Source organism: Moraxella cuniculi DSM 21768, from assembly GCF_900156515.1.
Classification (GTDB): Bacteria; Pseudomonadota; Gammaproteobacteria; order Pseudomonadales; family Moraxellaceae; genus Moraxella; species Moraxella cuniculi.
The window spans coordinates 1-18,499 of record NZ_FTNU01000012.1 but is presented as its reverse complement, the minus strand read 5'-3'; the positions used below and the strand labels follow the sequence as shown (position 1 = coordinate 18,499).

Below are 18,499 nucleotides of genomic sequence, written 5' to 3'. Positions count from 1 at the left end.
GTGGCGGATTTGCCCAAAAGCAAAGATGACTATTTTATTACAAACCAACAAGGTATGCAAATCGTACCACTGCCAATTGCTACAGGGTGATATTGTTGGATTGATTGAGATTTAGGAGCTGTTATGCCAAGACTTGTCAAATTACACCGTTCGCACAATCATCGCATCATCGCAGGCGTGATGGGTGGTGTGGCTGAGTATTTGGGCTGGTCGCCAAATATGGTGCGACTGTTATTCGTGGTCATCTCTAGCCTATCTGTGGCAGTGCCGGGCATTTTGATTTATCTGCTGCTGTGGCTTGTCATGCCAAATGCTACTGCTGATTCTTACATTGAATAATGCTGAAAAATAAAACCGCCCAAATGTATTTTTGAGCGGTTTTATTATCAATTACAATTAAGCATTGCCCATCATGATTTGTAGATAACCGACAGGTGAGACCATATAGGCAAGGTTTTCCATTGTCCAAATAAAGCCTACAATGCCTATGGTGTAAATTATTGCTTTAATGAGCTTCATGCGAGCGACCATCAGCAGGAATACAATGGCAAAAATTGCCGTTCCAGCAAGCATGCCAACCGCGAACACAAGCCAAATAAAACCAAGCACCCATGCACTTGAGGCAGCAACTGTCAAGACAGTGTGTCGCCATTTGGCAATGGATTCACTAGTATCTTTGTGGGCTTTGTTTTTGGCAATGTCAAGCACAACTGATAAAATGCCAAGCCCAATACCGACAATACCGACTGTTTTTGGGAACAAGCTACCGTTGCCAGAATAGCCAAGTGATAGGACGAATTGGAATACAAAGAATCCCAAAAATGCTACTGAAGTTAAAAGTCTGACTTTGCCTGTAGCTTCACCGCCTTCGGCTTCGGTAATCATTGCTTCGGCAGTGGCATTAAATTGAGTATTTTTCTTAGCCAAGTGTTTTTTGATGATTGGAATTATTACTGCACCGACCAAAATTGCAATTACCACCATCACAAAGGGGCGAGTTAGCCATTCAGACGGCTCATAAACTTTAACGGTTAAGAAAAAGTAGCGTTCTAGCGGTTCGGCCAAGACAAAGGCAATCAAAAACGGAGCTCTTGGAATGTTGGTTGTCTTGCACAGCCAACCAATCAAACCAAAAGCAAGCATCATATAAAATGCCGAGCCGTCAATTGGTTTTTGAAAACCGCTCATAAATAAGATGGGAATTAACGCTGCTGCCAAAATTGGAAAAGGAACGAATGACAAACGAGCAAGCGGACGAGCCAAAACAAATGACAATACTGCCCCTGCGATACTGGCTAGAGCAAAAGTCCAGACAATAAAATAAACCAAATCAAGGTGCTTGGTCATCATCTGTGGACCAGGCTGAATGCCAAATACTAAAAGTACGCCCAAAAGCAGAGCAAACGGTGCTGCCCCGGGTACGCCAAAAATCAAGGTTGGGATTAATGCTCCAGACTCAATACCATTACTGGCGGCACTTGGAGCGATCACGCCACGAATGTCGCCATTGCCAAATTGTGAATCACCCTTACGAGAGGCAAAGGCTTGAGCTTGACCATACGCCAGCCAAGAGCCTGCAGTAGAACCAACCCCGGGCAAGAAACCCACCGCTGTGCCGACCGCAGAACCACGAAGGATATCAAAGGGGTATTTTAAAATGTCATACAAGCCTTTTTTCCAGCCTGCACCCAAATTAATTTTTTGATTGGCAATGGCAGTTTTTTGGGCGATTAGGCTAATCATTTCGGCAAGACCAAAAATGCCCAAAGCTACCACAACCAAATCCAAACCATCTGCCAAGCTCTCCGCCCCAAAGGTAAAGCGGTATTCGGCACTGATTGGCGATACGCCGACAAAGCCGAGTGCCAAGCCAAATACCGCCACCAGTAAACCTTTGGCCATATTGCCTTTGGAGAGCATTGCGGTCAAAAATACCCCTGCGATAATCAGTGAAAAAATTTCAGGCGAGCCAAATGAAGTAACAATCGGCTTAGCGATTGGCACAACGAGAGTCAAGGCAACGATGCCAAAGAGACCGCCTATCGTGGAGGCGATAAAGCTTGCTGATAATGCCCTTGCTCCTTCGCCCTGTTGAGCCATTTTATAGCCGTCTAACAAAAATACGGACGCAGACGCAGAACCTGGAATCCCTAGCACTACCGAAGTAATAACATCAGAAGTATGGACGACCGCCACCGCCCCGATAATCATGGCAATGGCTTGATTGGGCTCAAGCATAAAGATAAAAGGCATGAGCACAGCCACTGCCCCCGTACCGCCAAGACCTGGGATTACACCAATGATAATTCCAATTGCCACCCCTGCCAGTAAATATATCAGCATTGTAGGGTCGGCAAGTTGCCCTAATGCCAAAAAAATAATGTCAATCATAACTTAATCCTTAGTGAATTGCCGTACCATATTTATCAAGCAATAACTGGGCAATAAAATCCATCGTTTCAGGCTTAACTTTGAGTGCCTTTTGGAAATCAGCTTTCGCCTCTTTGCCAGAAATCAGTTGATAGCCACCCAATGCTTTTTCTGCTTTGCTCATAAATTCTTTATCAGCATTTAGCTCTTTGACCATTTGATCGTATTGATCAATCACCGCAGGGTCAGTCCCTTCCACCGCCCACAAGCCTTTTTGATAAAATAAGCCCGTTGTTACAAATGCTTGAAATGCATCATAAGCCAGTTTTTGATGCTCTGTTTTATTTGGCGTTGCTTGGTATAATTCCTCAAAAGTGGGAATGTCTGGCAAGTTGGGGTCTCGCTCAATCTTACCGTTCGCAGGAATACCCATGCTAAATAACGGCACTACTTTGCCGCTTGGCACATCGTCCGCCAGTTGCGACAAATAAGCCGAAGTTGTTTGGAAATCAAGGTCGGTTTCGCCTCGCTGTAGTGCAAGACGGCTAGGGCCTCGCCCTTCAAAACCAAACACGCCTTTATTTGGCACGCCTAAAGCCTCTAGGGCAAGCAATGCAATCAAATCAAGCCCTGACGCACTCATGCCACCATAAAGGAGTGGCTCTTTGGCGTTTTTTAGATCTTGAATGTTTTTAAAACCAGTTTTTCCACTTGTCCAAACCACTGCCCCTGTGCCGTTGAATGCCAAAGGTTCCATTTTAGCAAAATCAAATCGCACTGCCTTGTGATTAAGCATATCTTGAAAATAAGTGGTTGCTGAGCCAACCATTACATATTGCCCTGTTTTTACATCGCTTTTAACAAAGGCATTCGTCCCTGTAATAGTTTCACCGCCTGGCACATTGACGACTTGATAGCGTTTGACCGAATCATTTCGCTCGGCAAAAGCATTTGTGATAAATCTTGCCCAAGTATCTGTACCACCGCCAGATCCGTAAGGCACCATCACATCCACCACATCAGGACCTGTGGGCTTATAATTGGATTGGGGCGGGGCACATGCTGCAAGCATAAAGAGAGAAACTGTACCAAATAATTTGGATAATTGATTCATCTTTCTTGATTTCATTTTCCTAACTCCGTAGGTCTGGGGCTGGTTGGTACATTGATGACTGCCTGACAAATTGTGCGAGCGGTACGGGCAACACCAACCACAGGTAAGCCGTCCAATTCGGTCGCAAAGGTTTGCAAGACTCCTGACGGTGTATCAAGAGAAATCCCTGTCTTTGTGGTTTTGCCAAGCAAGTTACTTGGTACAGAGTTGTCATATTGAGTGGACAAAGTCAGGGCAACTGAACCTGTTACAGGCATTGCAGGGTGCCTTTCGCCCATGGAGAGCATTTGAACTCTCAAATCAGCCCCATTGCTGCCCTTGCCAATCACGCCCAATTTTGGAATGGCTTTGGCAGCAAGCTCCTTGCTTTTGCTAAGTCCCATTAAAACGGATGCTTGTCTTCTGATGTCATCAAGTTCGGATAATCTTGTATCAATAACCGCTGTCCATTCATCACGAGATTTGCCATCCAAACCAAGCGATTTGGCATCCACATAGACACACGGTGCACCTGCATCCACCAGTGTTGTGGCATAGGTATTACCATTGGTGCTAAGTTCGGTTAAATATTGCTCGGTTGGGAATAGCTTGCCTGTGGTTTTGCCAGCAGGATCAAGAAAACCAATATTAACCAATGCTCCTGCATAAACACTGCCCACCATCTCGGCATCAAACACGGGTTTGCTGTCTGGTGTGGGAATTTGTTGAATGATGATTTGACCTGTGTTTTCGTTGTACACTCGCACGGTTGTTGTGCCATCAACAGGTGTAACCCAGCCTTTTTCAATGGCGTACAAAGCAACAACTGCTGAACAATTTCCGCAATTACTGCCCCAATCCACGGTAGGCTCTTTAATACCAACTTGGGCAAATAGATAATTAACATCGCAGTCGTCGCCGTCATAAGGATTTAGGATAACTGCTTTGCTTGTGGTGGAAGTGCCACCACCCACGCCATCTAATTGACGAGTATCAGGCGAACCAAAGGCACGCAGTAAAATATCCTCCATTGGTAATTCACGGTTTTCAAGTTCTGAGCGTTCAAATACCCAGCATTTGCTCGTTCCGCCACGCATACAAGTGGCTTTAATAGATAGAATTGACATTACAAAACTCCTTGAAAATCAGCAACTAAGGAGGTTGTAATGCGTTGAGAAAGGGTATGAAGGGGAGAATTGGAATGAATTTTTGACAAAAAATTCCGCCCAAACCAAAAAAGACTTGACGGACTTTTTAAATGAGCGGTATGATTAGTGAGCTGTGAGCTGTGAGCTGTGAGCTGTGAGCTGTGAGCTGTGAGCTGTGAGCTGTGAGCTGTTAATGAACATTTGTTTCATAAAATTTCCCTATTTTGCCAAGATTAATAATCAATATTGATAAAACCTAACGATAACAAGGTTTGTAAAAATTTTGATTTGTCTTGTTGAGTGCTTCAACCCAATTGCCAAACTTACAAAGTGTTTTTGCAAGTGGGTTTTGGGCTAAATTGCTACTATTATAACAATATTCTATCAAAATATCAAGATTCTAAACAAATGGTTTGCAAAATTATGTGACAATCTCAATCTGCCTTAAAAAATATAGAACCTTATCAATAATCCGCCAAAATTTGCTCAAAAATTGCATTTGGTAAGACTTCTTAAATGTGTTAAAATGGGATATTTATTTTATTTTTAAGTAATTGCAATGACAACCAAGACTTTAACCTTCCAAGAAATAATCCTAACATTACAGAACTATTGGGCGTCTCGTGGCTGTGTGATTTTACAGCCTTATGACATGCCGATGGGGGCGGGGACATTTCACACAGCGACTTTTTTGCGTGCTTTGACACCTGAGAAGTGGAATGCTGCCTATGTGCAACCATCTCGCCGTCCGACTGATGGTCGCTATGGCGATAACCCCAATCGCCTGCAACATTATTATCAATTCCAAGTGGTGCTAAAGCCCAATCCTGCCAATATCCAAGAGCTGTATCTAGGCTCGCTTGAGGCGTTGGGTCTTGATCCTTTAACCCATGATATTCGCTTTGTAGAGGATAATTGGGAATCGCCAACGCTTGGTGCTTGGGGGCTTGGTTGGGAAGTGTGGCTAAACGGCATGGAAGTTACCCAATTTACTTATTTTCAGCAAGTTGGTGGCATTGAGTGCTTCCCTGTAACAGGCGAGATTACTTATGGGCTTGAACGCCTTGCCATGTACATTCAGGGCGTGGACAGCGTCTATGATTTGGTATGGGCGGACGGCGAGTTCGGGCGTGTAACCTACGGCGATGTGTTTCACCAAAATGAAGTTGAGCAATCTACTTATAATTTTGAACATGCCGATGTTAATAAACTGTTTGAGCTGTTTGATTTTTATGAGCAGCAAGCTGATAAATTGGTTGCGGTCAATCTGCCCTTGCCAGCCTATGAGATGGTGCTAAGTGCCAGCCATAGCTTTAATTTATTAGATGCACGCGGGGCGATTAGCGTTACCGAACGCCAACGCTTTATCTTGCGTGTGCGGACGCTGGCTCGCAAAGTGGCGGTCAGCTACACCGAAGCTCGTGCCAAACTTGGCTTTCCATTGGCGGACGAAGCTCATAAGGCAGAGGCACTGGAGAAGTGGTTGCCGAAAGAGAGTGGTGAGTGAACCGAAAAGCACCACTACCTGATAGATTTGCCAGTTTTCCTTATGATGGCAAAATTTTGGCATATTTTGCAGGGGTATTTGAAGCGGTGTTTGTGGTTATGCAACCCTTTTGCAAAATCGAAAAAGAGCATCAGTGGATTTTAAATCGAAACATTGATGTTTCTAAGCAAGCGTTTATTCGTTATGCCAAAGCTATTTCTTGGCAAGAAATTATGCAAAAACTGAACATTGGCGAGTATCAAGACCTTGAAACAGGCATTCAAAGCCGTGAAAATCGCCTTTATGAGCATTTGCAAAGGATGGATATTAAACATCAGCTTCTTACTTTGGAGAATGAATGCGATATTTTTGCACCTGAAACCAATGAAATTGCCCCTTATTTTGAGAATGATATATTTAATGTCATCAAAAAATTAGGCTATGACTGGGTGTGGGTAGGTGATGAATTTGCCACAGAACGAAAATTGCATTTTATTGACGATTTGATTTTGAGTGAGCAAGATATTGGGGTAGGAACGATATTTACGCCAGATTATCAATTGTTGATTGGTTCAATTTACGGGGTGTCGAGCGTGTTTATTTGTTCATCAAAACAAATGATTGAGAAAATTCGCCAGTTTTATGACTTTGAAGGGTTTTATTGTACGCCACAAACAGAAGTGGTGTGGAATATCAACTGATTGTTTTTAGAGAGCGTATTTATGAAAAACCTTATTTTAATCGCTATTTTAGCCACTTTTTTAACCGCTTGTGGTATGGTTGGCAATAACGATAATAACGAGCGTGAAAACGACCGCACCAAACAGTCCGACTGCCAAGAGCGTGAAAACGACAATGACGACGATCGTGACAGCGACCGCGACAATGATGACGATCAAGGCGATAATGATCAGGATAATGACAACGACCGTGATGCTGGCGATCAAAAAGACGATTAAGACTTGATGATAAAGGCAAATTATCAAGACGCAAACATGGAGTAATCATGAATAGCCCCATGGAAATTTACCAAACCACCACGGGCGATGCCAAGGTGAAAATGTGTTTTGATAATGATACCGTTTGCCCATCTTTATAGCAAATGGCAGATATTTTGGGTGTGATAAATCGGTGATTTCACGCCACTTAAAAAAGATATTTGACACAGAAGAGTTGGATAGCTTTCAACTGCTGCAAAAATGCAACAGTTGAAATTGAGGGCGAACACATTGTTGGGCGTAATATTGATTTACAATCTTGATGTCATTATCTCGGTCGGATATCGTGTAAATTCTAAGGCGGGTGTCGCTTTTCACCGTTGGGCAACTGCTCGTTTGTATTATTTGCCAAAGAGCGTGGTGATGGACTGTCTGCATTTTGGGTAATTTGCAGCAAATGGTATTTGGCGAGCCTGCCTATCTAAGTATCGAAGAAAAGGCAGCACATTTACTGTGTTTTGTCATCAAAAATCATTCTTTTGCTGATGGCAATAAACGCAGCGGGACATTTTATTTGTAGATTTTTACATAGCAATGGACGGTTATTGACCGCCGATAATGCACCGATTATTAATGACACAGGTTTGACCACTTTGGTACTATTGATTGCCAAATTTCATCTCGATAACAAAGAGACATTGATTAAATTGGTTGTGCATATGCGACACAAGCACCAATCTTTAAATAATTTAAATAAATTTAGCTATTAAATTAAGGTATTCTATGACCACCATTTTATTTGAACTTGGCACCGAAGAGTTGCCGCCAAAATCCTTAAAAACCTTACAAGACGCATTGTGCGAGCAGGTCAAAAAATCCCTGCTTGAGCAAAATATCGCCTTTGACGGTATCAAAAGCTATGCAGCACCACGCCGTCTGGCATTGCAAATTACCAACATCAGCGACAAGCAACCTGACAGAGTGGAGCAAAAACGAGGGCCAAATCTCAAGGCAAGTTTTGATGAACATGGTGAATTAACTCGTGCAGGGCAGGGGTTTTTGCAGGGGTTGAATGCCACAGGCTTAAATCTTAGTAAAGATGATTTGATTACCTTATCTGACAAAAAAGGCGAATATATCGGCTACGAGCTGACGATACAGGGCAAGCCAACCAGCGAGCTTATGCCACAGATTTTCCAAAAGGCTTTGGATGACTTGCCGATTGCCAAGCGTATGCGATCAGGTGCAAGCAAAGAGGAATTTGTCCGCCCTGTGCAGTGGGTGGTATTGATGGCAAACGAGCAGGTCATTGACGCTGTGATTTTGGGGCATCGTACAGGCAATCAGACACGAGGGCATCGCTTCCATGCTCCTGATTTTATTACAATTTCTCATGCGGATGACTATGAGAATATCCTAAGCAATGCCAAGGTTATTGCTGATTTTGACCGTCGCCAAGCGATGATTGTCGAGCAGGTATCAAGCCTTGCCGCCCAAGCATCGGCACAGGCGGTCATGCCTGCCGAACTGCTTGATGAGGTAACAGCTCTGGTTGATTTGCCAGTGGCGTTGATGGCAGGTTTTCCTGAGCGGTTTTTGGCAGTGCCACAGGAGGCACTCATCAGCACCATGCAGGCTGACCAAAAGTATTTTTGTTTAATTGATAATTCAGGAAAACTTAAACCAAACTTTATTTTTATCAGCAACATTGACAGCAAAGACCCACAAGCGGTCATTTTGGGCAACGAAAAAGTCGTGCGTCCACGCTTGTCAGATGCTGAATTTTTCTTTTTACAAGACCAAAAACAGCCGCTGTCTGCCCTTGCTGAGAATCTCAAAACTCGCATTTTCCAAGAAAAACTTGGCACCATTTGGCAAAAATGCGAACGCATGGCAACACTGGCAGCACAGATTGCCAGCCAAATCGGTGCCAATCAAGACGAGGCAAAGCGTGCCGCATATCTATCCAAGTGCGACCTTGCCAGTACTTTGGTTGGTGAATTCCCTGAACTGCAGGGCGTTGCTGGGACTTATTATGCACGGCTAAATGGCGAGCCTGTTGGCGTGGCTCTGGCAATCGCAGAGCAATATCTGCCGAAGTTCAGCGGCGATAAATTGCCTGCCACAGACATTGGCACGGCACTGGCGTTGGCAGACCGCATTGATACTTTGGTGGGGATTTTTGGTATCGGCGAGATTCCCACAGGCTCAAAAGACCCGTTTAGCCTGCGTCGTGCTTCCATTGGTATTTTGCGGATTTTAATTGAGAAAAAATTACCTCTTAATTTATCAGAACTTATCAAAAATGCCATAGCAGCTTATGCAGACAAAATCAGCGACCCTGTCCGTACATTTGACGAGGTCAGCGAGTTTATCAATGCCCGCTATCGTGCGATGTATGCCGAGCAGGGCGTGGCGGTTGATACAATCCAAGCAGTGCAAGCGGTTCAAGTATTGACACCGCTGGATTTTGACGAACGCATTCGTGCGGTGGAGGTATTTCGCACCATGCCAGAGGCGAGCGTTTTGGCGGCAAATAATAAGCGAGTTGCCAACATTTTGGCAAAGGCTGATGTGGCGGTGGCGGATACGGTTGATGAGACCGCGTTGGTTCATCAAGCAGAAAAGCAGCTTTATCAAGCCATCTTGGATGCCAAAGATGCGGTCAAGCCGTTGCAGCAGACGGCTGATTATCAGGGCGTGCTGACTGCCTTGGTGGCACTGGCTGCACCGCTTAACCAGTTTTTTGCTGAAGTGATGGTCAATGCTGATGATGAGCGTCTAAAAAATAACCGCTTGGCGATATTGCAGCAGGTGCGTGCATTGTTCTTGAGCGTGGCGGATATTGGTTTGCTACAAAATTAAAATTAGCAAATCAAGGCTGTCTGTGGCGTGCGACAAGAGTAGCCATCTTGGCACGCCGATGCCATTTGACAGCCTGTGTAAATGTTTGGTAAAAATTAAGAAAACTCATGACAATCGGTTGATTTTTGAGTATAATAGCATTTTTGGTGAAGTGGCTGAGTGGTCGAAAGCGCACGCCTGGAAAGTGTGTATACGTTAATAGCGTATCGAGGGTTCGAATCCCTCCTTCACCGCCAAATTCCCTTGTCAGACACAAACCCAAAGCCTTATTCTTAAGGCTTTTTATTTTGTCTGTTGGTTGGCTTTGCAGTTAACAAGCTGGTTGTGATGATTGTGCCTTGCATTTATTTGAGCTATTTGATTGGCAAAAAGCATGCTGGGCTGATAACCATCATTTATCTGTAGCGGAACTTAGATGATTTGGACGATGGTGTCATAAATCTAGCAAATGGCGAATTTGCTCGGTTGGGCAATTTGTCGTTGATACGAAAGGGTGTAAATTGCCACCGAAAGCCGTGCAATCGGTGGCAGATGTGGATGGTTTGATTTAGCTGGCTTGATACTCTTGTAACTGCCGAAGCAATTTTTCGTAGCCTGCCAATACCTCCTGCTTGTCCTGCAGGTCGGTCTTGAGCTGCTCTATCTCTCGGGTGATGTCATCTGTCAGCTGGTTGGCAAGGTTGCCCTTTGTGTGGTTTAGCTGTTTGATGACCTGATTTGTCGCACTGTCAAACTCTCGGCAGACCGCTCGGTACACTTCCGTTAGCGATTGCTCAAGCTGTCTTTTTAGTGCTGCTTGCTCGCTGTAGCTTGTTACCTCACCTTGGAATTGACTGCTGATTTCGCTGCCGACATCGCCCAGTGATAGGCGTAGACTTGGCAGGTTCAGGCGATCGATGCTTTGGTCAATGAGATTGCGAAATTGTCTGGCGTCAAAATCGCCATCAGTACTGCTTACGACTTCAAACAAGGCTTTGCGTAATTGCAGCTTGATGGTGCGTTCATTGACCAATTGACCAAATGCCAACTCAAGATCGCTGATACAGCCATGGGCATAATTGGTAAGATTCTCCACTGCCTCGCTGGCGGAGATGTATTCGTAGCTCTGGGTATAAGTGCGATAACGAGTCTCCTTTTTAAACCATGTCCATGGTTTAAACAACTTTGCAGCACTGACCTCATAAGATTCCTCTCTGATTCTTGTGCCTGTATGCGTGCTGATTTGGCTGTGGCTTGCCATTTCTTGTTTTAACGACTGGACAATCTCTTGTTGCTGGGTGCGAGCCTGATCGATTGTCGCAGATATTACCGCCTCAAGCTTAGATGCGATACTTTGTACTTTGCCCTCGTATTCGGACTGCTTTTGGTTCAGCGAAGTGATGTCGCTGTTTTGGAGCGTTGCAATCCGAGTGCTTAGCTGCTCTGTTAGGCGTTTTAGCCATTCGCTTAAGTTTTGCTGTGCCTCAGGCAATAATCCTGCCTTTTGGCTTTCGATGATGGCTATTTTGTCTTGGCGTGCTTGTTCGTAGGCGTTTTTTAGTGCCTCAAAGCCGCTGATACGCACCCAATCGGCTTGGCTGAACTCGTATTGCCATTCGTCTCTTGCCAGCTCTGTCAGAGACTGATGGGCGTGAGCCATGCCCTTGCCCCAGTTGTCAGGCGACCAGTTGGCAAAGCCATGTGCATAGGTGCTGGAGAGAATCGGTTCGCCCATTGCCTGTAGCAGCTCGGCAACGGTATGCTGTCCTGCACGGTGTTTTTGTTCGGCGATTCTGCCGATGTCTGTTTTGGCACGATTGATGATTCGCTTGGTGAGGTTCGCCTCAGTGTCGGCGAGGCTTTTTCTGTCGTAGCCATCTTGGTCGATTGCCGAATCATATTGTCCTGCCACCAGTACCAGACGCTTGACACCTGCTTCTGGCAATTGACTGGTCAATAGCTCGGCATCTGACGCGTCCAAAAAATTACTGGCACGAGAGAGAAAAAACACCACATCGCTATTTGCCATCTCTTCTTTGGTGCGTTGGGTGCGACTGATGACAGGGTCATTCATGCCGGGGGTGTCAATGATATTATAGCCAGCCAGCTCGGCAATCGGTAGGTATAGGCGTATCATCTTGACAAGGGCGGTGTATTTGCCATCATTGCCTGCATAGTCGTTTAGCACCAGCATGATTTCATCGATGTTGTCGCTTTGCTTGCGGTAGCTACCCTGTTGTAGTACGGCGATAGGGTCTATCCCTGCTGCCTGTACCATCGCCAGCTGTTCTTTGGCGACTTTTATCTCGCTGTGCGTGCCGTCAGTTTTTGCCAGTGCTACGACACTTTGCCACTCTTTTTCGCCAAAAAACTCCACCTCCAGAGTGGGCGTGTCAGCATAGCCAATCCGTGTCAGATTGGCGGTTTTTGGGGTGGCGGCTTCGGGCAATATCGGCTTGCCGTCAAACAATAAGGCATTCAAAAAACTGCTCTTACCTGCTTTGACCTGCCCCATGATGGCGATGTTGAGGGTTTGCTCGTCTTGGGAGAAGCGGTCTAGCTTATCTGCGAACGCCTTTTGTAGCTGTTTTAGCTGACTTATCTCATCACAGAGACTGTCCTGCCATGGGGTAAGGCTTGTTACCAGTGTCTGTAGCCTGTGTTGATGTGTTTGTGTGTCCATCGGAGTTCCTTAACTGTGCATATTAGTCCAGTATGATTGCTCTGGCTTCATCGGCAAGGCTTGGGTTGGCAAGCAGATTGTCGATGACATCGGTATCAAGACCATTTGCCAGTATCTTTTGGGCTGATAGGGCGATGCCGATATTACTTGCCAATTTGGCTCTGATGTCGCTGTCTTCGTCATTGGCAAGTATCAGTTGCACCTCTTCGATGATATTGATATTTTCTGCCAATAGTTCTTTGCTGTTTTTGTATTCATCATTGACAAGCACCAGCTGACTGCTTGGGGTGATGGTGAGATTTTTGGCAAGTTGATCTCTGACCTTCTGGTCTTCTGACTGGCACAGCAGCAGTTGCACCTCTTCCAGCAGATGCTCATTGGCTGCCAGTATCTGTGGGATATCATCACTCTCATTAGCCAGTGCGGTCTGTAGCTTTAGGTTAAGGTGTTTATTTCTTGCCAAGCTTTTTTTAACTTCCACCTCATCTGCCAGCAATCTATCTTCAATCTCACTACAGATCATAACATTCTTAGCCATCGTGGCACGGATATCGATTTCGCTGTCGTCTATTAGGATAAGCTGTGCTCGTCTATGTAGTGTTGTTAAAGAGGCGAGGCTCTTTTTGATCTCAGAGGACTTTCTGGCGAGTTTTATTTGCAATTCAGGAATGGTTGCTTTGTTACGAGCCAAATTTTGAAAAATACCACCAAAATCACCATCATCTACTATTATTCTCTGGGCTTCATCTGATAAATTATTGTTACGGGCAAGGTGTTTTTTGAGCTGATAGCCACCATTCCGTACCCAGTCGAGTTGCAACTGCTTGTCAAGATTTGGATTTTTTGCTAGGGTGCATAACACACTATTTGATCCATCTTTACTAAGCTCTTGTTGCACTTCTTCGGTTAATGAAGGATTTTCTGCCAAGCATGTACGAACTTCTTCATTATATGTATATTTAGTTGAGGTGTAGTTACCAAACATAGAAGAGGTTTTAGATTCTGATTTCTCGTTAAACAAAACTTGATTTTTATTGGTTAGCTTGGGGTTTTTGGCAAGACCTTGGAGTTGTGATTGGTTAGTGTTGGCATTAGCAATAATCTCAGCTTGCTCTGCTTCATCAAATGGATAGCTGGCATAAAGATTGATAATCAGGTTTGTCAGATTCGCAGTTTCGAACTTGCTTTCAAGAACTGAAAAGGCTGTTTTTGCCAAAGAGGGGTTGTTACAAAGTGCTTCCAAGATTGTTGGGTCTGGCTTTTTTTTGTTCTAGCAACAACATCTGTGCCGCTTCGCATAGCTTTGGATTGCTTGCCAATGCTCGATGTACCACGATGGAGTAGTCTTTGGCAAGGGCGATTTGCTGCTCGTCAGACAGCGACTCACTGCTGGCGATTTGTTTTCTGGACTGGATATCCATCTCTTGGATAGATTTGGCGATGGTGGTTGGTTCGTTTGTTGCTAGGTCGCTCATTGCTGACTCCTTGTTTGCGTTGTTGGTTGGGGATTGTATGCCAAAAGCTATGGCAAGCTGGTTAAAAGTGGCAAAAAATTCTTGTTTTAGTTGCTCAAGCTGTGCTAGGGTGGTTTGCCAGTCGGTGATTTGTCTTGCGATGTTGTTTTTGATGGTTGTTGCTATCGTGTCCATCTCGCCATCATCACTGATGGCTATCATCTGATTGGCTAGGGAGAGTTGTTTGCTGTGCTTCTCGATGGCTGACTCAAGGTGCTGCTGATAACTGCCGAATTGCTTGGCAAAATTCTTGGCAAATCTCGGCTCGGTGGCTGTCTGATTCCACTGGTCAAAATATCCCATGATGGCATCTAGTGGGTAGTCTTGTTTTTTGCGTGAGACAGGCAGCACATCGATCACATTGATGCCATGTCCTTTTAGGGTTTGTTTGGTGAGTGTGGTGATTTGCTCGACTTCTTCGGGGGTCTTTTTGTCCGCCTTGTTTATCAGCACAAGTTTTGGGATAGTGGCATTTAGCCCTGACAAGAATGCCAGATCGTCCTCTTTTATCACGCCATCTTCTGCCGATACCAACCAAATGATAAAGTTGGCGGCGTTGAGCTGTAGGCGAGCGATGTCCTCATCTGTACGCTGATTGTTGAGTGCTTCATCAGGCTTGGTGTAGCCCGGTGTGTCCAGCAGGGCAAGGTTTTGCCATGGGAATTGACCATCACTGATAAAGACGGCTGACAGCACGCTGCCGACTTGGCTGCCGTATTTGTCCTTTTCGTCATGCGTCAGGCTCAAAAACTCATCATGACTCAGCGAGATTTTGTTATGAAACAGGTTGATTGCGATGATGTTGTCGCTATCGCCTTTTAGGAGATAAGTGGGCAGGGAAGTTGTTGGGTCAATCTCCACGACCAGTTGTTTTTTGCCAAGCAGTGTGTTTAAAAAGCTTGATTTGCCCGCACTGAATCTGCCACCGACAGCAACCACTGCCTTGGTTGCCAAATCAGGAAATTCACAAAACTCACGCAAGCGTATCAGCTCGCTGTTGAGATTTTTTAGAATGTCTGTAAAGCCATCAGGCGAGTCTTGGCGAGCAAGTGCCACAAGGTCGTGATTGATGTGGTGATTTAGCTTGTTGAGCTGTTCATCGGCGTGATAAGCAAGCGTGTCTGCGTCGCTATCTTTGGTCAGAGCTCGACAAAGAAAGTCATAACGAGCTGCAACATCAAAATTTTGCTCGTTCATTGAGCTTGTTCCTTAAGGTTGGGTGTTGATGTTAGATTTGCTAATAAATTTTGTAAGACAGTCTGGTCTGCTTGGTAGCCCTGTCTGCGTGCTTCTTGCTCGGCTTGGCTTAGCTGAATATCTGCCTGAATGCGAGACAGCTGAGCGTCAATCTGGTCGTTGCGTTCTTGTATCTGTAGCTCAATCTGTGCTTTTACTGCTCGGATATTCTCACCGATGATTTCGTTTAAGCTGCTTTGTGCCTGCGTCTGCACATTAGGAATGACTTCGTACAGTATCTTTTCGCGTGCCAATTGCAGCTGTTGTTCTTTGAGCTGTTCTTTTTTGCCTATAGAGAGCAAGCCGTCCAGCAAGCCTACAATGGTTGGTAACAATGACACAATGCGTGCCACAGGGTGGATTTTTATTAATGCCAAAATAGGGCTTAGCGTACTGAGCAAATCACCAAAGCTAAAATTATCTTGGCTTTGGTTATTCAGGCTGATATCAGGGTTTTGTACATTTAGGGCATTGGGTATGGAGTCCTGAATGTGTCCTACATGGGCATTGATGATGGGCAAAAGCTGGCTCTGGATACCTTGGCTGATGGTAAGACGCACATTATTCTCAACCATGCGACTGATGTCTTGTCCATTGACAAGATGGTGGGCTAGGGTGTCCAGTTGGGAGCTTAGGCTGCTTTTGACATTTTCGCTGATTCGGTTGGCGATCTTGGCTGATTGTGATTCTAGCTCTCGAATTTCTTTGTTTAGATTTGCACGAAACTGGCTAAGGCTTTCTTGCAGTTCTGCTTTGTCATGGAGCAGTTGAGCGACGGTCAAATTCTCTGTATTAATCCGCTTGTCCAGATTCTGTACCAAAAACTGTAGCTCTGAGACAATCGGATTTGCCACCACTTCATCAAACCGCAGCTCGGCTTGGCTTTCTACCAGAGCCAATGCCTCGATGATTTCGTCAAGATTGATTTCTTTACGAGCTGACACTGTCGCGACTTTTAGCGGCTCACGCCCCAAAAGACTGGTGATGGATTGGGTGATTTTGGCACTGATGGCGGCGACTTCGTCATCAGGTTTTCTGTCGCTTTTGGTGATGATCAAAATCACTGGCATGGCGTTGATTCTGAGAGCCTGTAAGAAATCCTGTGTCGAGGCTTTTAGCTCACCATCTTCGATAGAGACAACGATACAATAAGCTAGGCTGCGTTGAACATAGTGGTCAATCATCTGATTGTGGCTGACAAGGTTTGAGTCCAGCCCTGGCAAATCCACCAAGCAAACATGAGGAAACTGCTCCAGCACTGGTGATGGCAGATATGCAGATAGCCAGCCTTGTTTACCGGCTGTATTGTGTGGCGTGATGCGGTCGATGTTCTCATTTGATACATCATCACGAGACAGTGAGATGGTCGTGCCATCTGCCAAATGCCCAATGAACCGCTCTTCGGTGCCATAATGTAGTTCGGTGGCGATGGAGGTTCTGGGGTCGATGTCGGTAGCCAGCAGTTTGTCGCCAAGTAAGCGGTTTAGCAGAGTTGATTTGCCAGCACTGAACACCCCTACCAGCGGCACACGCATGATGAAGTTATCCACCTGTGGTTTATAACGCTGTAGGGCTTGGTTTGCCTCATAACGCTCGGCGATGTCCATTATCTGCGACCAGTGATCGCTAAGAATTTGTTGTTTGTAAAATTTCATGATACATTCCTAGTTAGTTTGTTGGGTTGTTGGATTTTTTGAGTGTCTGATGGATTTCCTGAGAAAGTGGGTGCAGTCCGATATTGAGCAGTTCGGTTTCGAGATTCTGCAAATCTTCGGTGCTAACCAATGTTCGCCAGTGTGGCAGTTGTTCGAACAAGATACGCGGCGTGATTTTGTCCGTTTGGGTACGGCGAAGGTGCGACTTCATCTGACGCAACCATTTGTACAGTATGCCCGCTGGAGAGGTGTAGGGGTTGATGAATCCTTGTGTGCCTTTTTTCTTGATTGATTGACCGCTCGGAGTGTCCGTGCTGTCTGTGTTTAGGTGCATATCCAAGTCCTGTCCTATCATTGCCAAAGTCAGCCGTGAGCGAGACAACAACGGCTCTAGACGCTCCATTAAATCGGCAGGCAACACGCCCCTTAATTGAGTATCAACCTGATGAAAAACCAGCATCTCAGACAGGCTAAGATCGACACGCTCAACATTCTCAAGCCGCTGCCAACGCCAGCTGTATGGCTTGTCATCTTTGCGGCATTCTAGAGGTAGGGCAGTTGCAAGCGTAGCCATATCACGCTGAATGGTGCGTATCTCGGCAGGAATCTGCTTGGTGTCCAGATAGGATTTGATGTCATTGGTTGAGACATAACCGCTACTTCTTAGCAAGAATTGGATAATGTGCCATTGGCGAACGATAATACTTTGTTGTGATGCACTCATAAAAAATCATTCAAAAAACCGTTTTGTATAAGGTAACAAAATTTTATCCAGAAAGATAGTAGCTTGCTTGCAGGGTGCGTCTTATCATGACGCAGCAATTTTTGGCGATATGGGTGTTGGTTCAAAATTATGCTAGACTAAGTCTAAAATTTAGATTTGGCACGCAAATACCGACCTATAAGAACTTAAAGTTATATTATATAACTTAAACAATCTGTACTTCAAGCATTAAATGCCTACACTAGACATGAAAAGTGAGGGCGATATGACACAAAGAACAGATAAGAACTTAAGTAAGTCGATCGGCAAGGCAATAGCAAGCAAACGCCAGCTGGCAGGATATACTCAAGCACAAGTGGCAGAGCATATCGGTATTAGTAATGATGCGATTTCTAGAATGGAGCGTGGAGGGATTATGCCGACAATCAAGCGACTGTCAGAGTTTGCATTATTATTCAACTGTGAGACGACAGATTTTTTGACAAATGCCAATCCAACAATTAACGATGAGGCAAGGCGTGTTATGAATGCCATTGCCGAGCTTGAGCCTAGCGAGCGAGCAGCACTGATTGATTTGATTGAGCAGTTGGTAGCATGGAAAAAAAGCGGTCAAGATGGCTGTTAAGTTAAATTGTAGCTTTGTTTTATAAATTGATAAAAAACTTGACTGTATATTTATTATTGCTAATTTTTTAAATAAAATAACACCTTGGCAGTGAACCGCACCCCAAAAGTTAGACATTCCACTACTAACTCTTGGGGTGCTTTCTATGGCAAAATACACACTTGATTTCAAGCTGTCTGTGAT

Annotated in this window: 16 protein-coding genes and 1 tRNA gene; 9 read left to right on the top strand and 8 right to left on the bottom strand. The window is 45.0% G+C overall.

What is annotated here, in order from left to right; genetic code table 11:
• Nucleotides 1-123: 123 nt before the first annotated feature.
• A complete protein-coding gene (locus BW928_RS07445) occupies nt 124-339 on the top strand; it encodes a PspC domain-containing protein (RefSeq protein WP_076555615.1) in 216 nt (71 codons plus the stop codon).
• A 57-nt stretch (nt 340-396) separates the two neighbouring features.
• Here the strand turns inward: BW928_RS07445 and BW928_RS07440 are convergent, their stop codons facing one another.
• The 3 genes from BW928_RS07440 to BW928_RS07430 are packed head-to-tail and all read right to left on the bottom strand — an operon-like array spanning nt 397 to nt 4,590.
• The gene (locus BW928_RS07440) at nt 397-2,391 is read right to left on the bottom strand and encodes a tripartite tricarboxylate transporter permease (protein WP_076555614.1); all 1,995 of its coding nucleotides are present in this window, start codon (nt 2,389-2,391) and stop codon (nt 397-399) included.
• A 10-nt stretch (nt 2,392-2,401) separates the two neighbouring features.
• Nucleotides 2,402-3,499 carry a type 2 periplasmic-binding domain-containing protein gene (locus BW928_RS07435; RefSeq protein WP_126329501.1) on the bottom strand — a complete coding sequence of 366 codons (1,098 nt, stop codon included), beginning with the start codon at nt 3,497-3,499 and terminating at the stop codon, nt 2,402-2,404.
• Nucleotides 3,496-4,590 (bottom strand): PrpF domain-containing protein, encoded by a 1,095-nt coding sequence (locus tag BW928_RS07430; RefSeq protein ID WP_076555612.1) that lies wholly within the window; start codon nt 4,588-4,590, stop codon nt 3,496-3,498. Before BW928_RS07430 ends, BW928_RS07435 begins: the two co-directional genes overlap by 4 nt.
• Before the next feature lie 580 nt (nt 4,591-5,170).
• Here BW928_RS07430 and glyQ point away from each other — a divergent pair.
• The 7 genes from glyQ to BW928_RS07395 all read left to right on the top strand — a co-directional run bounded on the left by glyQ (nt 5,171) and on the right by BW928_RS07395 (nt 10,136).
• Nucleotides 5,171-6,118: a glycine--tRNA ligase subunit alpha gene (glyQ, locus tag BW928_RS07425; protein ID WP_076555611.1), complete on the top strand. Its 948-nt coding sequence runs from the start codon at nt 5,171-5,173 to the stop codon at nt 6,116-6,118.
• Complete coding sequence (locus tag BW928_RS07420) at nt 6,115-6,798, top strand: DUF2711 family protein (RefSeq protein ID WP_076555610.1); 684 nt, start codon at nt 6,115-6,117, stop codon at nt 6,796-6,798. Before glyQ ends, BW928_RS07420 begins: the two co-directional genes overlap by 4 nt.
• A 21-nt stretch (nt 6,799-6,819) precedes the next feature.
• A complete protein-coding gene (locus tag BW928_RS07415) occupies nt 6,820-7,056 on the top strand; it encodes a hypothetical protein (protein WP_076555609.1) in 237 nt (78 codons plus the stop codon).
• Between the two features lie 240 nt (nt 7,057-7,296).
• Nucleotides 7,297-7,482 carry a RhuM family protein gene (gene rhuM / locus BW928_RS07410; RefSeq protein ID WP_078310048.1) on the top strand — a complete coding sequence of 62 codons (186 nt, stop codon included), beginning with the start codon at nt 7,297-7,299 and terminating at the stop codon, nt 7,480-7,482.
• A gap of 10 nt (nt 7,483-7,492) precedes the next feature.
• Complete coding sequence (locus tag BW928_RS11945) at nt 7,493-7,615, top strand: Fic family protein (protein WP_144295806.1); 123 nt, start codon at nt 7,493-7,495, stop codon at nt 7,613-7,615.
• A gap of 203 nt (nt 7,616-7,818) precedes the next feature.
• The gene (gene glyS / locus BW928_RS07400; RefSeq protein ID WP_076555608.1) at nt 7,819-9,900 is read left to right on the top strand and encodes a glycine--tRNA ligase subunit beta; all 2,082 of its coding nucleotides are present in this window, start codon (nt 7,819-7,821) and stop codon (nt 9,898-9,900) included.
• 145 nt (nt 9,901-10,045) lie between these two features.
• Nucleotides 10,046-10,136: transfer RNA gene (locus BW928_RS07395), tRNA-Ser, on the top strand.
• A 311-nt stretch (nt 10,137-10,447) separates the two neighbouring features.
• Here the strand turns inward: BW928_RS07395 and BW928_RS07390 are convergent.
• Genes BW928_RS07390 through BW928_RS07370 form a run of 5 tightly spaced genes read right to left on the bottom strand, consistent with a single transcriptional unit; the run spans nt 10,448 to nt 17,691 of the window.
• Nucleotides 10,448-12,562: a dynamin family protein gene (locus BW928_RS07390; protein ID WP_076555607.1), complete on the bottom strand. Its 2,115-nt coding sequence runs from the start codon at nt 12,560-12,562 to the stop codon at nt 10,448-10,450.
• Between the two features lie 22 nt (nt 12,563-12,584).
• Complete coding sequence (locus BW928_RS07385; RefSeq protein ID WP_076555606.1) at nt 12,585-13,778, bottom strand: hypothetical protein; 1,194 nt, start codon at nt 13,776-13,778, stop codon at nt 12,585-12,587.
• A gap of 10 nt (nt 13,779-13,788) precedes the next feature.
• Entirely contained in the window at nt 13,789-15,273 is a 1,485-nt protein-coding gene (locus tag BW928_RS07380; protein WP_076555605.1) for a dynamin family protein, read from the bottom strand.
• Entirely contained in the window at nt 15,270-16,967 is a 1,698-nt protein-coding gene (locus BW928_RS07375; protein ID WP_076555604.1) for a dynamin family protein, read from the bottom strand. The genes BW928_RS07380 and BW928_RS07375 overlap by 4 nt, the downstream gene beginning before the upstream one ends.
• 13 nt (nt 16,968-16,980) lie before the next feature.
• The gene (locus tag BW928_RS07370) at nt 16,981-17,691 is read right to left on the bottom strand and encodes a hypothetical protein (protein ID WP_076555603.1); all 711 of its coding nucleotides are present in this window, start codon (nt 17,689-17,691) and stop codon (nt 16,981-16,983) included.
• A gap of 265 nt (nt 17,692-17,956) precedes the next feature.
• Between BW928_RS07370 and BW928_RS07365 the strand changes: the two genes are divergently transcribed.
• Entirely contained in the window at nt 17,957-18,316 is a 360-nt protein-coding gene (locus tag BW928_RS07365; RefSeq protein ID WP_076555670.1) for a helix-turn-helix domain-containing protein, read from the top strand.
• Nucleotides 18,317-18,499: the final 183 nt, after the last annotated feature.